The organism is Kocuria rhizosphaericola, from assembly GCF_044462205.1.
Taxonomy (GTDB): Bacteria; Actinomycetota; Actinomycetes; order Actinomycetales; family Micrococcaceae; genus Kocuria; species Kocuria rhizosphaericola.
In genome coordinates this window covers 1-13,265 of the sequence record NZ_JBISWK010000002.1, presented here as the reverse complement: position 1 = coordinate 13,265, position 13,265 = coordinate 1, and the positions used below count along the sequence as shown (strand labels likewise).

At 71.3% G+C, this 13,265-nt stretch carries 12 protein-coding genes; 10 read left to right on the top strand and 2 right to left on the bottom strand.

Going from position 1 to position 13,265, the window contains the following annotated elements; translation table 11 throughout:
- Positions 1 to 74: 74 nt before the first annotated feature.
- The 3 genes from purU (ACH9D2_RS00125) to ACH9D2_RS00115 all read left to right on the top strand — a co-directional run bounded on the left by purU (ACH9D2_RS00125) (position 75) and on the right by ACH9D2_RS00115 (position 2,756).
- Positions 75 to 995 carry a formyltetrahydrofolate deformylase gene (purU, locus tag ACH9D2_RS00125; protein WP_396360678.1) on the top strand — a complete coding sequence of 307 codons (921 nt, stop codon included), beginning with the start codon at positions 75 to 77 and terminating at the stop codon, positions 993 to 995.
- A 247-nt stretch (positions 996 to 1,242) separates the two neighbouring features.
- Entirely contained in the window at positions 1,243 to 1,866 is a 624-nt protein-coding gene (locus ACH9D2_RS00120) for a cyclodeaminase/cyclohydrolase family protein (protein WP_396360677.1), read from the top strand.
- Positions 1,863 to 2,756 (top strand): bifunctional 5,10-methylenetetrahydrofolate dehydrogenase/5,10-methenyltetrahydrofolate cyclohydrolase, encoded by an 894-nt coding sequence (locus ACH9D2_RS00115; protein WP_396360676.1) that lies wholly within the window; start codon positions 1,863 to 1,865, stop codon positions 2,754 to 2,756. Before ACH9D2_RS00120 ends, ACH9D2_RS00115 begins: the two co-directional genes overlap by 4 nt.
- Positions 2,757 to 2,865: 109 nt before the next feature.
- Here the strand turns inward: ACH9D2_RS00115 and ACH9D2_RS00110 are convergent, their stop codons facing one another.
- Together ACH9D2_RS00110 and ACH9D2_RS00105 are read right to left on the bottom strand one after the other, a co-directional pair.
- Entirely contained in the window at positions 2,866 to 3,531 is a 666-nt protein-coding gene (locus ACH9D2_RS00110) for a GntR family transcriptional regulator (RefSeq protein ID WP_396360675.1), read from the bottom strand.
- 184 nt (positions 3,532 to 3,715) lie between these two features.
- Complete coding sequence (locus ACH9D2_RS00105) at positions 3,716 to 4,387, bottom strand: GntR family transcriptional regulator (RefSeq protein WP_396360674.1); 672 nt, start codon at positions 4,385 to 4,387, stop codon at positions 3,716 to 3,718.
- 165 nt (positions 4,388 to 4,552) lie between these two features.
- On the opposite strand from ACH9D2_RS00105, the gene glyA reads away from it, so the two are divergent.
- The 7 genes from glyA to purU (ACH9D2_RS00070) are packed head-to-tail and all read left to right on the top strand — an operon-like array spanning position 4,553 to position 13,244.
- Positions 4,553 to 5,845 carry a serine hydroxymethyltransferase gene (glyA, locus tag ACH9D2_RS00100; RefSeq protein ID WP_396360672.1) on the top strand — a complete coding sequence of 431 codons (1,293 nt, stop codon included), beginning with the start codon at positions 4,553 to 4,555 and terminating at the stop codon, positions 5,843 to 5,845.
- Positions 5,845 to 7,062, top strand: coding sequence for a sarcosine oxidase subunit beta family protein (locus ACH9D2_RS00095; protein WP_380213209.1), 1,218 nt, complete (start codon positions 5,845 to 5,847; stop codon positions 7,060 to 7,062). The genes glyA and ACH9D2_RS00095 overlap by 1 nt, the downstream gene beginning before the upstream one ends.
- Before the next feature lie 14 nt (positions 7,063 to 7,076).
- The gene (locus ACH9D2_RS00090) at positions 7,077 to 7,364 is read left to right on the top strand and encodes a sarcosine oxidase subunit delta (protein WP_396360671.1); all 288 of its coding nucleotides are present in this window, start codon (positions 7,077 to 7,079) and stop codon (positions 7,362 to 7,364) included.
- Positions 7,361 to 10,276: a sarcosine oxidase subunit alpha family protein gene (locus tag ACH9D2_RS00085; RefSeq protein ID WP_396360670.1), complete on the top strand. Its 2,916-nt coding sequence runs from the start codon at positions 7,361 to 7,363 to the stop codon at positions 10,274 to 10,276. The genes ACH9D2_RS00090 and ACH9D2_RS00085 overlap by 4 nt, the downstream gene beginning before the upstream one ends.
- Complete coding sequence (locus ACH9D2_RS00080) at positions 10,266 to 10,946, top strand: sarcosine oxidase subunit gamma (protein WP_396360669.1); 681 nt, start codon at positions 10,266 to 10,268, stop codon at positions 10,944 to 10,946. Before ACH9D2_RS00085 ends, ACH9D2_RS00080 begins: the two co-directional genes overlap by 11 nt.
- A complete protein-coding gene (locus ACH9D2_RS00075; RefSeq protein WP_396360668.1) occupies positions 10,946 to 12,346 on the top strand; it encodes an L-serine ammonia-lyase in 1,401 nt (466 codons plus the stop codon). The genes ACH9D2_RS00080 and ACH9D2_RS00075 overlap by 1 nt, the downstream gene beginning before the upstream one ends.
- Positions 12,330 to 13,244 carry a formyltetrahydrofolate deformylase gene (gene purU / locus ACH9D2_RS00070; protein ID WP_396360667.1) on the top strand — a complete coding sequence of 305 codons (915 nt, stop codon included), beginning with the start codon at positions 12,330 to 12,332 and terminating at the stop codon, positions 13,242 to 13,244. The genes ACH9D2_RS00075 and purU (ACH9D2_RS00070) overlap by 17 nt, the downstream gene beginning before the upstream one ends.
- The last annotated feature ends 21 nt before the right edge of the window (positions 13,245 to 13,265 follow it).

Below are 13,265 nucleotides of genomic sequence, written 5' to 3'. Positions count from 1 at the left end.
GGCGCCGGGCCGGCCGGACGGTCCACCGGCACGTCAGTCACACCCAGTAGTTGCCACCCATGCAGGAGCCTTCCATGACCGTCGTAGACACCCTTTCCTCCACCGTGCAACCGGCCGTCGCCCCCGCGGAGGCGACCCCCCGGCACGCACCGTCCCAGTTCGTGCTCACCCTCACCTGCCGGGACCAGGTGGGGATCGTCCACGCCGTCACGGAGTTCCTCCTCGCCCACGGGGCCAACATCAAGGAGCACCAGCAGTTCGACGACTCCGTGCACGGCGTCGTCCACCTGCGCACCGCCTTCACCGGTCCGGACGAGCTGCGCCTCGAGACGATGGAGACGGACTTCGCACCCATCGCCGACCGGTTCGGCATGCGCTACCACCTCCACGACCAGACGCCGCCCCGGCTGCTGGTCATGGTCTCCAAGGGCGGCCACTGCCTCAACGACCTGATCTTCCGGTGGCGGGCCGGTGGTCTCGGCGGGGAGATCGCCCTGGTGGTCTCCAACCACGAGGATCTCCGCCCCATGGCCGAGGCCGCGGGCCTGCCCTACATCCACATCCCCGTCTCGCCGGACACCAAGGCGGAGTCGGAGCAGCGGCTGCTGGACCTGGTCGAGGAGCACGACATCGACCTCGTGGTGCTGGCGCGCTACATGCAGATCCTCTCCGACGACCTGTGCCGCGCGCTGGCGGGGCGGGCCATCAACATCCACCACTCCTTCCTGCCGGGCTTCAAGGGGGCCCGTCCCTACCACCAGGCCTACGAGCGGGGCGTGAAGCTGGTCGGCGCCACCGCTCACTACGTCACGGCCGACCTGGACGAGGGGCCGATCATCGAGCAGGAGGTCATCCGGGTGGACCACACCCACGACCCGCGGGCCCTGTCCACCGTGGGACAGGACGCCGAAGCCCTGGCCCTCTCCCGCGCGGTCCGCTGGCACTGCGAGCACCGCGTGCTCCTGGAGGGTTCCAGCACCGTCGTCTTCCGCTGAGCCGTGCGGCCCCAGCCGTCGGCCCGGGCGCTCCCGCACGGGCTTCCCCGGCACGGCGACCGCCCCCGCAACCCGGAGACGACGCGACCGCGCGGCTGAGCTCCTTCATCCCGCGGCACCGTCTCCACCAGACCTGCGGCCCCGATCCTGCTTCGCCACCGGGGTCGGGGCCGCAGTCCAGTCCCACCTCGGCAGGCGTCGTCGACGCCCACCGACACCCGTCAACGCCCATCGGAGGCAACAGATCATGATCGGTTCGGAGACCCTCAACGACTACCTGGAGCGGTTGGCGTCCCGGGAACCCACGCCCGGGGGCGGCGCGGCCGCAGCGCTGCACGCCGCCCAGGGGGCTGCCCTGATCGCCATGGTGGCGCGCTACACCACCGGCGCGCGGTACGCCCAGCACGAGGACCAGTCCCTGCGGATCGCCGCCCGCGCCGACGACATCATCCCGGAGGCACTGCAGCTGGCCGACGACGACGAGAAGGCCTTCGCGGCCGTGATCGCCGCCTACCGCCTGCCCTCGGCCTCGGAGGAGGACCGTGCCGCCCGTTCCCAGGCCGTCCAGCAGGCCACGATCGCGGCGGCCGCACCGCCGCGGGCGCTGATCGGCCTGGCGACGGAGGTCATCGACCTGGGCCGGGAGCTGGCCGAGTTCAGCAACCCCAATGTGATCAGCGACGTGGCCGCCGCCTCCGAGGCGGCCCGGGCCGCCATCGCCACAGCCCTGATCACGCTGGACATGAACATCAGCGCGATCACGGACGAGACGACCCGGGCGCAGTTCACGGGCGAGCTCCAGGACGGCCACGACGCCCTCCTGGCGGCCCAGGCCGTGACCGACCGCGTGCGGGAGAAGGTGATGGCATGACCGCGCGCCGGCTGACCGGGGCCCCCGTCGCACAACGGCTGCGGGCCGAGACCGACGGCAACGTCACCACGCTGGCCCAACGGGGAGTGGTCCCCGGACTGGCCGTCGTCGTGGCCACCGACAACGAGGCGACCCTGTGGTACGTCCGCTCCATCGCACGGGCCGCGGACAAGGCGGGCGTGCGCTGCACGGTCGTCGACCTCGGGGCCGACGCCGGCGAGGACGAGATCGCCTCGACGCTCACGCTGCTCAGCGAGGACGAGGACGTCCACGGGATCATCCTGCAGACGCCCCTGCCGCAGGGAGTGGCCGTGGACGAGCTGGTGGCCCGGATCAGCGCGGCCAAGGACGTCGACGGGGCCAATCCCCTCAGCCTCGGGCGGCTGACGGTGGGGCAGCGCGCGTTCGCCCCCGCGACGGCTCGGGCGGTGGTGGAGATCCTCGAGCACTACGAGGTGCCCCTCGCCGGCCGGCACGTCTCGGTGGTGGGTCGCTCGGCGGTCGTCGGCAAGCCGCTGCTGCAGCTCCTGCTCCAGCGCGACGCCACCGTCACCGTCTGCCACTCCCGCTCCCGGCCGCTCGAGCGGTACACGTCCGAGGCGGAGGTCGTCGTCGCGGCGGTCGGACGACCCGGCCTGCTCACCGGTGACCACGTCCGGGCCGGTGCGGTGGTGATCGACGTCGGCACCAACGTCCTCGACAACGGTGATCTCGTCGGCGACGTGGAGCCCCTGTCGACGGCCGAGGTCGCCTCGGCCCTCACGCCGGTCCCCGGAGGCGTGGGCACGGTGACGACTGCTCTTCTCCTGCTGCACACCACACAGGCGGCGCTGCGACTCGGCGAGGAGCTGTCCGCCACCCGGACGCTCGCGACGGGCGCCCCGTCCTGACCGCCGGACGCCGGCCCGGCGCCGGGACGAGGTGGGCCGACAGGACACGCGTCCGCCGGGGTGCGCTCGTCCCGGCGCCGCCTGCGACGCCGTGCGGTCCCCGTGGGAGTCAGAGCACCTGACGGATCTGGGTCTCGAAGTCCTGGACGTGCTGGAGCATGATCGTGCCGGCCTCCTCGGCGTCGCCCGCCAGGACAGCCGTCAGCAGGGCGCTGTGGACGGTGATGTGCTCCTGCAGCTCGGGAATGCGGTCGGCCACCACGCACCAGATGCGGGTGGCCAGGTTGCTGTAGCGCTCCAGCGTGACCTGCAGATGGGAGTTGCCGGCAGCCGCGTAGATCGCCCGGTGGATGCGCACGTCCCAGCGCAGCGCCTCGTCCTTGGGCAGCCGTTCGTTCCCCGGACTCGCCAGCCGATCGCGCAGTGCCTCCAGCTGGGACCGGGAGTCCCCGCCGCGTCGTTCGGCCGCCAGCCGGGCAGCGAGGGGCTCCAGCACCTCACGCACCTGCGAGATCTCCGACAGCGCGGTGATGTCCACGGTGGTGGCGAACGTCCCGCGACGGGAGTACGTGACCACCAGGCGTTCGGACTCGAGCCGTTTGAGCGCCTCCCGCAACGGGGTCCGTCCGAGCTGCAGCTCCTGCGAGAGACGGCCCTCGTTGAGGGGGGCTCCCGGGGGGATGTCCAGGAAGATCAGCCGGTCCTGCAGCTGCAGGAACGCCCGATCGGCCAGGGAGAGCGGCTCGTCCTGGTCGTGGAGAGGCGTGATGGACATGACGTGGTGTGCACTTTCCGTTGGCGTCGGGAAGCCACCGCGGGCGGCGGACTCTTCGCGGGAGGGCCTTTCTCCTACCGTAGCGTCATATACCAGCAGATGCGGACTGGTACGTGCTCGCAGCACGGCGTCGGACTGTCGGGACCGTCACCGCGGCGGAGGGACCCGCAGCCGCCGGACCGGTTCACAGCACGATCCGCATGGTCCGTTCGAAGCTGGTGACGTGGTCGAGGGCGAGGTCCGCGGCTTCGTCGGCGCGACCGGCGGTGATCGCCTCCAGCAGCTGCACGTGCTCGCGCACGTGCCCGGAGACCGTGGGCACCCGGTCCAGCACGAGGCACCAGATGCGGGTGGCGAGGTTGTCCAGCCGCACCAGCGTCTCCTCGAGGTGGTCGTTGCCCGAGGCCCGGTAGATCAGGCGGTGCACCTCGAGGTCCGCGCGCATGAAGGCCCGGTTCGTCGGGTTCCCGCCGGCGAGCTCCTCGAGAGTGCGGACCAGGTCGTGCATCTGCTGCCGCACGGGCGGAGGCGCGGAGAGCGCGGCCTTGTGCGCGGCGAGCGGTTCGAGGTGCCGCCGGAGCTCGGAGACGTCGGACAGTGCCGTGATGTCCACCTGCGTGGCGAACGTCCCCCTCCGGGGATAGGAGACCACCAGGTGGTCGGTCTCCAGCCGCTTGAGCGCCTCCCGGATCGGGGTCCGGCCGATGCCCATCTCGGAAGCCAGGTGCGCGTCGTGGATCATGGCGCCCGGACGGATCTCGAGCATGGTCAGGCGGTCGCGCAGCAGCCCGTAGGCCAGATCGGCCAGCGACACGGGGACCTCTGGACGGTACTCGGTGATGGGGGTGGCGCTCATGACTTCCCTCCTGGATCAGGACCCACGGATCGGGACCGCTCCTGCGGTCGCCGGAGGCGTGGCGTCATCCGTTGACACCCCGGCACCCCTAGCATACCGTTGAAGCACAGCTGATATATCAAACTCGTATCAGCCGTTGAAAGCGACACGTTGAGGAGCCCAGGGATGCCCGATCTGAACACCCATCTGGCCGAAGCCGACCCCGAGATCGCGGCGGCCATCGATCAGGAGCTGGTCCGCCAGCAGTCCACGCTGGAGATGATCGCCTCGGAGAACTTCGCTCCCCTGTCGGTGATGGAGGCCCAGGGCTCGGTGCTGACCAACAAGTACGCCGAGGGCTACCCCGGCCGGCGGTACTACGGCGGCTGCGAGCACGTCGACGTGGTCGAGCAGCTGGCGATCGACCGTCTCAAGGCGCTGTTCGGCGCCGAGGCCGCCAACGTCCAGCCGCACTCCGGGGCCCAGGCCAACGCCGCCGCCATGTCGGCTCTGCTGGACCCGGGGGACACCATCCTGGGACTGAACCTCGCCCACGGCGGGCACCTCACCCACGGGATGAAGCTCAACTTCTCCGGCAAGCTCTACAAGGTCGCCGCCTACGGCGTCTCCGAGGACGACCACCGCATCGACATGGCCGAGGTCGAGCGCCTCGCCCTCGAGCACCGGCCCAGGCTCATCGTCGCCGGCTGGTCGGCCTACACCCGGCAGCTGGACTTCGCCGAGTTCCGCCGCATCGCCGACGAGGTCGGGGCCTACCTGATGGTGGACATGGCCCACTTCGCCGGACTGGTCGCCGCCGGACTGCACCCCAACCCCGTGCCCCACGCCGACGTGGTCACCTCCACGACCCACAAGACCCTCGGGGGACCGCGCGGCGGGGTGATCCTGTCCAAGCAGGAGCTGGCGAAGAAGATCAACTCCGCCGTCTTCCCGGGCCAGCAGGGCGGCCCGCTCGAGCACGTGATCGCGGCCAAGGCCGTGGCCTTCAAGTACGCCGCGACCGAGGAGTTCGCCGACCGGCAGGCCCGCACCCTGGAGGGCGCACGGATCCTGGCCACCCGGCTGCTGTCCCCCGACGTCATGGCCGGCGGGATCACCCTGGTCAGCGGCGGCACCGACGTGCACCTGGTGCTCGTGGACCTGCGCCACTGCGAACTGGACGGCCAGCAGGCCGAGGACCGTCTGCACCGCGTGGGCATCACGGTCAACCGCAACGCTGTGCCCTTCGACCCGCGCCCGCCGATGGTCTCCTCCGGGCTGCGCATCGGCACCCCGGCCCTGGCCACCCGGGGCTTCGGCGCCGCCGAGTTCACCGAGGTCGCCGACATCATCGCCGAAGCCCTCATCGCCGCCCCGGAGGCGGACCTGAGCGCTCTGCGCGACCGCGTCACGGCTCTGGCCGAGCGGTTCCCGCTCTACCCGAACCTGTCCACTCCCGTCCTGAACGGAGCCCTCTGATGGCTGATCTGCTGCCGGAGCACCCGGACTTCCTGTGGCACAACCCGGACCCGAAGTCCTCCTACGACGCAGTGATCGTCGGCGGCGGCGGTCACGGGCTCGCGACCGCCTACTACCTGGCCAAGAACCACGGCATGACCAACATCGCCGTGCTGGAGCGGGGCTGGCTGGCCGGCGGGAACATGGCGCGGAACACCACGATCATCCGCTCCAACTACCTGTGGGACGAGTCCGCGGCGATGTACGAGCACTCCCTGAAGCTCTGGGAGATCCTGCCCGAGGAGCTGGAGTACGACTTCCTCTTCTCCCAGCGCGGGGTGATGAACCTGGCCCACACCCTGGGCGACGTCCGCGAGTCCGTGCGCCGGGTCAACGCGAACAAGCTCAACGGCATCGACGCGGAGTGGATCAGCCCGGAGCAGGTCAAGGAGCTGTGCCCGATCATCAACATCGGGGACGACATCCGCTACCCGGTGATGGGAGCGACCTACCAGCCGCGCGCGGGCATCGCCAAGCACGACCACGTCGCCTGGGCCTTCGCCCGCAAGTGCGACGAGATGGGCGTGGACATCATCCAGAACTGCGAGGTCACCGGCTTCATCAAGGACGGCGACCGGGTGGTGGGGGTGGAGACCAGCCGCGGGCGGATCAACGCAGGCAAGGTCGGACTCTGCGGCGCCGGGCACAGCTCCGTCCTGGCGGAGCTCGCCGGGTTCCGGCTGCCGATCCAGTCCCACCCGCTGCAGGCCCTGGTCTCGGAGCTGCACGAGCCCGTGCACCCGACCGTGGTGATGTCCAACCACGTGCACGTCTACGTCTCCCAGGCCCACAAGGGCGAGCTGGTCATGGGCGCCGGCGTGGACGCCTACAACGGCTACGGCCAGCGGGGCGCCTTCCACGTCATCGAGGACCAGATGGCGGCGGCGGTGGAGCTCTTCCCGATCTTCGCCCGCGCCCACGTCCTGCGCACGTGGGGCGGCATCGTCGACGTCACCCTGGACGCCTCGCCGATCGTCTCCAAGACGCCCGTGGACCAGATGTACGTCAACTGCGGCTGGGGAACCGGCGGGTTCAAGGGAACCCCCGGCGCCGGCTACTCCTTCGCCCACACCATCGCCAACGACGAGCCCCACCCCCTCAACGAGCCCTTCGCCCTGGAGCGGTTCGAGACCGGGGTCCTCATCGACGAGCACGGCGCCGCCGCCGTGGCCCACTAGGAGGCCGGAACACCATGCTGCTGATCGAGTGCCCCAACTGCGGGCCGCGCGACGAGACCGAGTACCAGTACGGCGGTGAGGCCCACGTGCCCTATCCCGAGGACCCGAGCCGGCTCTCCGACAAGGAGTGGGCGGAGTACCTCTTCTACCGCAGCAACCCCAAGGGTCTGATCGCGGAGCGGTGGGCCCACGCCGTCGGCTGCCGCCGCTGGTTCAACGTCGTCCGCGACACCGTGACCTATGAGATCAAGGCCGTCTACAGGATCGGCGACCCCAAGCCCGAGATCGGAGGCGTCAAGTGAGCGCTCAGACCCACCGCCTGCCGGCGCAGCAGAGTGCGACCGGCAGCATCGACCGCACCACGCCGGTGCGCTTCACCGTCGACGGTCAGGAGCACACCGGGTACGCCGGTGACACCCTGGCCTCGGCCCTGCTCGCCGCGGGACGCATCCACTGCGGCGACTCGACGTACCTGGGACGGCCGCGCGGGATCATGTCCGCCGGCGTGGAGGAGCCCAACGCCCTGGTCAAGGTCGCCGCGCGCACCGCGGCCGACGTCGACGAGTCCATGCTCCCGGCCACCACCGTGGAGCTGACCGACGGGCTGCAGGCGTCCTACCTGCGCGGGCTCGGACAGCTCGACCCCCGCCAGGACGAGGCCGTCTACGACCACAAGCACGTGCACACCGACGTCCTCGTCGTCGGCGCCGGTCCCGCCGGGCTGGCCGCGGCCCGCGAGGCCGCCCGCACCGGGGCCCGGGTCATCCTCATGGACGAGCAGCCGCAGGCCGGCGGTTCCTTGCTGTCGGGCCGCGACGAGGTCGTCGACGGCCTGCCCGCCCGCACCTGGGTGGCCGAGACCCTCGCCGCCCTCGAGGCCGCCCCGGAGACCACGGTCCTGCACCGCACCACTGCTTTCGGCAACTACGACAGCAACTACGTCGTCGCCGTCCAGCGGCGCACCGGCCACCTGTCCGAGGCCCCCGGCGCCGGGGTGTCGCGGGAGCGGATCTGGCATGTGCGGGCGAAGCAGATCGTGCTCGCCACCGGTGCGCACGAGCGGCCGGTCGTGTTCGCCAACAACGACCGCCCCGGCATCATGCTCGCCGGCGCGGTGCGCACCTACCTCAACCGCTACGCCGTGGCCGCCGGCACGTCGGTGGTCGTGGCCACCACGAACGACTCCGCCTACGATCTCGTGGCCGACCTCGCCGCCGCCGGGATCCGCGTCGCGGCCGTCGTCGACTCGCGGCCGGAGGTCCACGGCCGGGCCGCCGACATCGCCGCGAGCACCGGAGTGCGCCTGTTCACCGGCAGCGCCGTGGTGGACACCGCCGGCGACGGCGAGCACGGGCGGATCAGCGCCGTCACGATCAGCGGGATCGACGAGGACGACAGGCTGACCGGCCCCACCACGACCGTGGACACGGATCTGCTCGCCGTCTCGGGCGGGTGGACCCCGGTCGTCCACCTGCACAGCCAGCGGCAGGGGAAGCTGACCTGGGACGAGCGCCTCGCGGCGTTCGTGCCGGGCGCCACGGTGCGGGACCAGCACACCGCGGGCTCGGTCAACGGCACCACCGACCTGGCGTGGTGTCTCACCGAGGGCGCCCTCGCCGGCGCCGAGGCCACCCGCCGGGCCGGCTTCGAGGCCCAGCCCGAGACCCCGCACGCGGAGAGCACGGAGTCCCTGCCCGTCCGGCCGCTGTGGCTCGTGCCGGGACCCGACGGGGAGCCTTCGGACTGGAGCCACCACTTCGTGGACTTCCAGCGCGACCAGACCGTCGCCGAGGTGCTGCGCTCGACCGGCGCCGGCATGCGGTCCGTCGAGCACGTCAAGCGCTACACCTCCATCTCCACCGCCAACGACCAGGGCAAGACCTCCGGCGTCAACGCCATCGGTGTCATCGCCGCGGCGCTGAACAGCACCGACGTCGGCGGCATCGGCACCACCACGTACCGCGCCCCCTACACCCCGGTGGCCTTCAAGGCCCTGGCCGGACGGCGGCGCGGCGACCTGTTCGACCCGGTGCGGCTGACCTCGGTCCACCCCTGGCACGTGGCCCACGGAGCTCTCTTCGAGGACGTCGGGCAGTGGAAGCGGCCCTGGTACTACCCGCAGGCCGGAGAGGACATGGACGCGGCGGTGCTGCGCGAGTGCGCGGCCGTCCGCGAGTCCGTGGGGTTCATGGACGCCACCACCCTGGGCAAGATCGAGATCCGGGGCAAGGACGCCGGGGAGTTCCTCAACCGCGTCTACACCAACGCGTTCAAGAAGCTCAAGCCCGGCATGGGCCGCTACGGGGTCATGTGCACCGCCGACGGGATGGTCTTCGACGACGGCGTGACCCTGCGCCTGGACGAGGACCGGTACTTCATGACCACCACCACCGGTGGTGCGGCCAAGGTCCTGGACTGGCTCGAGGAGTGGTCCCAGACCGAGTGGCCGGAGCTGGACGTGGTGTTCACCTCCGTCACCGAGCAGTACACCACCGTCGCCGTCGTCGGCCCGAAGTCCCGGGCCGTCGTCGAGAAGCTCGCCCCCGAGCTGGACCTGTCCAACGAGGCGTTCCCGTTCATGGCCTTCCGCGAGACCGTCCTGGCCTCCGGGGTCCCCGCACGGATCTGCCGGATCTCGTTCTCCGGAGAGCTCGCCTTCGAGCTCAACGTGTCCTCCTGGTACGGGCTGTCCGTCTGGGAGGCCGTCGCGGAGGCCGGCGCCGAGTTCGGCATCACGCCCTACGGCACCGAGACCATGCACGTGCTCCGCGCGGAGAAGGCCTTCCCCATCGTGGGGCAGGACACCGACGGCACGGTCACCCCGCAGGACCTGGGGATGGACTGGGTGGTGTCCAAGACCAAGGACTTCATCGGCAGGCGCTCCTACGACCGCCCGTCCGCCACGAGCCCCGACCGCAAGCAGCTGGTCGCGGTCCTGCCGGTGGACCGGACGTTCCGGTTGCCGGAGGGCGCCCAGCTGGTCGACCACGGCACCCCCATCACCCCTGAGGAGGGACCCGTGCCGATGGTCGGTCACGTCACCTCCAGCTACCGCAGCGCCGCCCTGGACCGGACCTTCGGGCTCGCCCTGGTCGAGAACGGCCGCAACCGCATCGGTGAGACGCTCCAGGCCCCGCTCGACGGGCAGGTCGTGGACGTCGTCATCGCAGAACCCGTCCTCTACGACCCCGAAGGAGCCCGCCGTGACGGCTGAACAAGTACTGACGGACGCCACCCGGCTGCGCCGCAGCCCGCTGGCCCACCTGGACGAGACGATCCGGGAGGCCACCGTTGCCGGTGAGCGGGGCGTGGCCCTGCGCGAGATCCCCTTCCTGACCATGGTGGGGATCCGGGTGGAGCCCGGCACGCCGGCCGCCGAGGCGGTCGCCGCCGTCGCCGGGATGCCTCTGCCGGCCGGCCACGGCCAGGTCACCGGCACTGCCGGGGCCACCGCGATCCTGTGGATCGGCCCCGACGAGTTCCTGCTCGTCGGTCCCGAGGGCGCGGGGCCCGCGGAGGTCGGCCCCGCGGGGACCGACCTCCGAGCGGCGGGCACCGACGACGCCGGCACCGCCGCCGGGCTGGCCCGGGCACTGGGCACCGAGCCCGGGCAGGCCGTCGACCTGTCCGCCAACCGCACCACGCTGGAGCTGTCCGGGCCCTCGGCCCGCGCCGTGCTCGAGAAGAGCTGCCACTTGGACCTGCACCCGCGGGCCTTCGCGGTCGGCACCGCCGTCTCCACGACCCTGGGACCCGTGCCCGTGCTGCTGTGGCGGACCGCGGAGCTGACCTGGCGCGTCCTGCCGCGGGCCTCCTTCGCCGAGTACACCGCCCGGTGGCTGCTGGACGCCATGACGGAGTTCGCCTCGCCCGAGGTGCCCTGATGGCCCTGTCCGTGCTGGACCTGTTCTCCGTCGGCATCGGCCCCTCCTCGTCACACACGGTGGGGCCGATGCGGGCCGCCCGGCTGTTCACGGAGGGGCTGGCCGGCGACGGCCTCCTCGACGCGGTCTCCAGGGTCCGGTCGGAGCTGTTCGGCTCGCTCGGGGCCACCGGTCACGGGCACGGCTCGGACAAGGCCGTCATCCTGGGGCTGCAGGGCGAGGACCCGGAGACCGTGGACACCGGCACGGCCGACGAGCAGGTGCAGGTCAGCACGGACCGGGGACAGCTGTGCCTGGCCGGGGTCCACCCGGTCCCCTTCGACCGGACGAAGGACGTGGTCATGCACCGGCGCAAGTCCCTGCCCGCCCACCCCAACGGCATGACGTTCTTCGCCTACGGGGCCGACGGCGAGCTGGTGCGGGAGCGGACCTTCTACTCGGTGGGCGGCGGCTTCGTGGTGGACGGGGACGTGAAGGGGACGGACCGCATCGTCCAGGACACCACCGAGGTGCCCTTCCCGTTCACCACCGGCCGGCAGCTCCTGGAGCACTGCCGGCGCGAGGGGACGTCGATCGCCGGGATCATGCTCGCCAACGAGCTGTCCTGGCGCAGCGAGGACGAGCTGCGCACGCGCCTGCTGCACATCTGGGCCGTCATGCAGGAGTGCGTGGAGAACGGGTGCACCCGCACCGAGGCCACGCTGCCCGGCGGGCTCAAGGTCCGCCGCCGGGCACCGGCGCTGCGGTCCCGCCTCCGCGAGGTGGACGCCGCCGCGGCCGCCACCGGGCAGCCGGTCCCCGACGCCCTGCACGCCATGGAGTGGATCAACCTCTACGCCCTGGCGGTCAACGAGGAGAACGCCTCGGGCGGGCGGATCGTCACGGCCCCGACCAACGGGGCGGCCGGCATCATCCCCGCCGTGCTGCACTTCTACGCCCGCTTCGTGGCGGGAGCGGACGAGGACGGCGTGGTGGAGTTCCTGCTGACGGCGGCCGCCGTCGGTATCCTGATCAAGGAGAACGCCTCCATCTCCGGCGCGGAGATGGGCTGTCAGGGCGAGGTCGGCTCGGCCTGCTCCATGGCCGCCGCGGGACTCTGCGCCGTGCTCGGCGGGTCCCCGGAACAGGTGGAGAACGCCGCCGAGATCGGCATCGAGCACAACCTCGGCCTGACCTGCGACCCGGTGGGCGGGCTGGTGCAGATCCCGTGCATCGAGCGCAACGCCATCGCGAGCTCGAAGGCCGTCAACGCCGCCCGCCTGGCCATGCAGGGCGACGGCGAGCACAAGGTCTCCCTCGACCAGGTCATCAAGACCATGCGGGAGACGGGCAACGACATGAAGATCAAGTACAAGGAGACCTCCCGTGGTGGATTGGCCGTCAATGTCATCGAATGCTGACCAGCAGCGAGCACAGGCGGCGACGGTCGCCGGCGCACGGGCTGCGACCGAGCTGGTGCTCACCCTCGACTGCCCGGAGGCACCGGGGATCGTGCACGCGGTCAGCGGTGTCCTCCTGGCCCACGGCTGCACGATCGTGGAGCTCACGCAGTTCGACGACCGCCGGGTCGGGCACTTCTTCATGCGCGTGCACGTCACCTCCGCCACCGGCGAGACCCTGGACCAGGACTCCCTGCGCGAGGACCTCGCGCCCGTCGTCGAGCAGTTCGGCATGCGCTGGGAACTCAACGAGCACGGGACGAAGCGGCGGGTCCTGGTGATGGTCTCCAAGTTCGGCCACTGCCTCAACGACCTGCTGTTCCGGGCCCGGACCGGGGACCTGCCCGTGGACATCGTCGCGGTGGTCTCCAACCACCGGGACCACCAGCGCCTGGTGGAATGGCACGGGATCCCGTTCTTCCACGTGCCCGTCACCCCGGACACCAAGCCGCAGGCCGAGTCCCGGCTGCTGGAGCTGGTGGACCGCTTCGAGGTGGAGCTGGTGGTCCTGGCCCGCTACATGCAGGTGCTCAGCGACTCGCTGGCCACCCGGATGGAGGGGCGGGTGATCAACATCCACCACTCGTTCCTGCCCAGCTTCAAGGGCGCCAAGCCGTACCACCAGGCCTATGAGCGCGGGGTGAAGACCGTGGGCGCCACGGCGCACTACGTCAACGCCGAGCTGGACGAGGGCCCGATCATCGCCCAGCAGCTCGTGGACGTGGACCACACCCACGGCCCGGAGGACCTCGTGGCCGCGGGACGGGACACCGAGTGCAAGGCCCTGTCCAACGCGGTGAAGTGGCACTGCGAGGGCCGGGTCATCCTGCACGGCAACCGGACGGTCGTCCTGCGCTGAGCCGCCCGCACACGAGAAGCG

Excerpts from the sequence above, each read along its gene's own strand:
- purU (WP_396360678.1), top strand. The coding sequence starts at position 75 with ATGACCGTCGTAGACACCCTTTCCTCCACCGTGCAACCGGCCGTCGCC.
- ACH9D2_RS00120 (WP_396360677.1), top strand. The coding sequence starts at position 1,243 with ATGATCGGTTCGGAGACCCTCAACGACTACCTGGAGCGGTTGGCGTCC.
- ACH9D2_RS00115 (WP_396360676.1), top strand. The coding sequence starts at position 1,863 with ATGACCGCGCGCCGGCTGACCGGGGCCCCCGTCGCACAACGGCTGCGG.
- ACH9D2_RS00110 (WP_396360675.1), bottom strand. The coding sequence starts at position 3,531 with ATGTCCATCACGCCTCTCCACGACCAGGACGAGCCGCTCTCCCTGGCC.
- ACH9D2_RS00105 (WP_396360674.1), bottom strand. The coding sequence starts at position 4,387 with ATGAGCGCCACCCCCATCACCGAGTACCGTCCAGAGGTCCCCGTGTCG.
- glyA (WP_396360672.1), top strand. The coding sequence starts at position 4,553 with ATGCCCGATCTGAACACCCATCTGGCCGAAGCCGACCCCGAGATCGCG.
- ACH9D2_RS00095 (WP_380213209.1), top strand. The coding sequence starts at position 5,845 with ATGGCTGATCTGCTGCCGGAGCACCCGGACTTCCTGTGGCACAACCCG.
- ACH9D2_RS00090 (WP_396360671.1), top strand. The coding sequence starts at position 7,077 with ATGCTGCTGATCGAGTGCCCCAACTGCGGGCCGCGCGACGAGACCGAG.
- ACH9D2_RS00075 (WP_396360668.1), top strand. The coding sequence starts at position 10,946 with ATGGCCCTGTCCGTGCTGGACCTGTTCTCCGTCGGCATCGGCCCCTCC.
- purU (WP_396360667.1), top strand. The coding sequence starts at position 12,330 with ATGTCATCGAATGCTGACCAGCAGCGAGCACAGGCGGCGACGGTCGCC.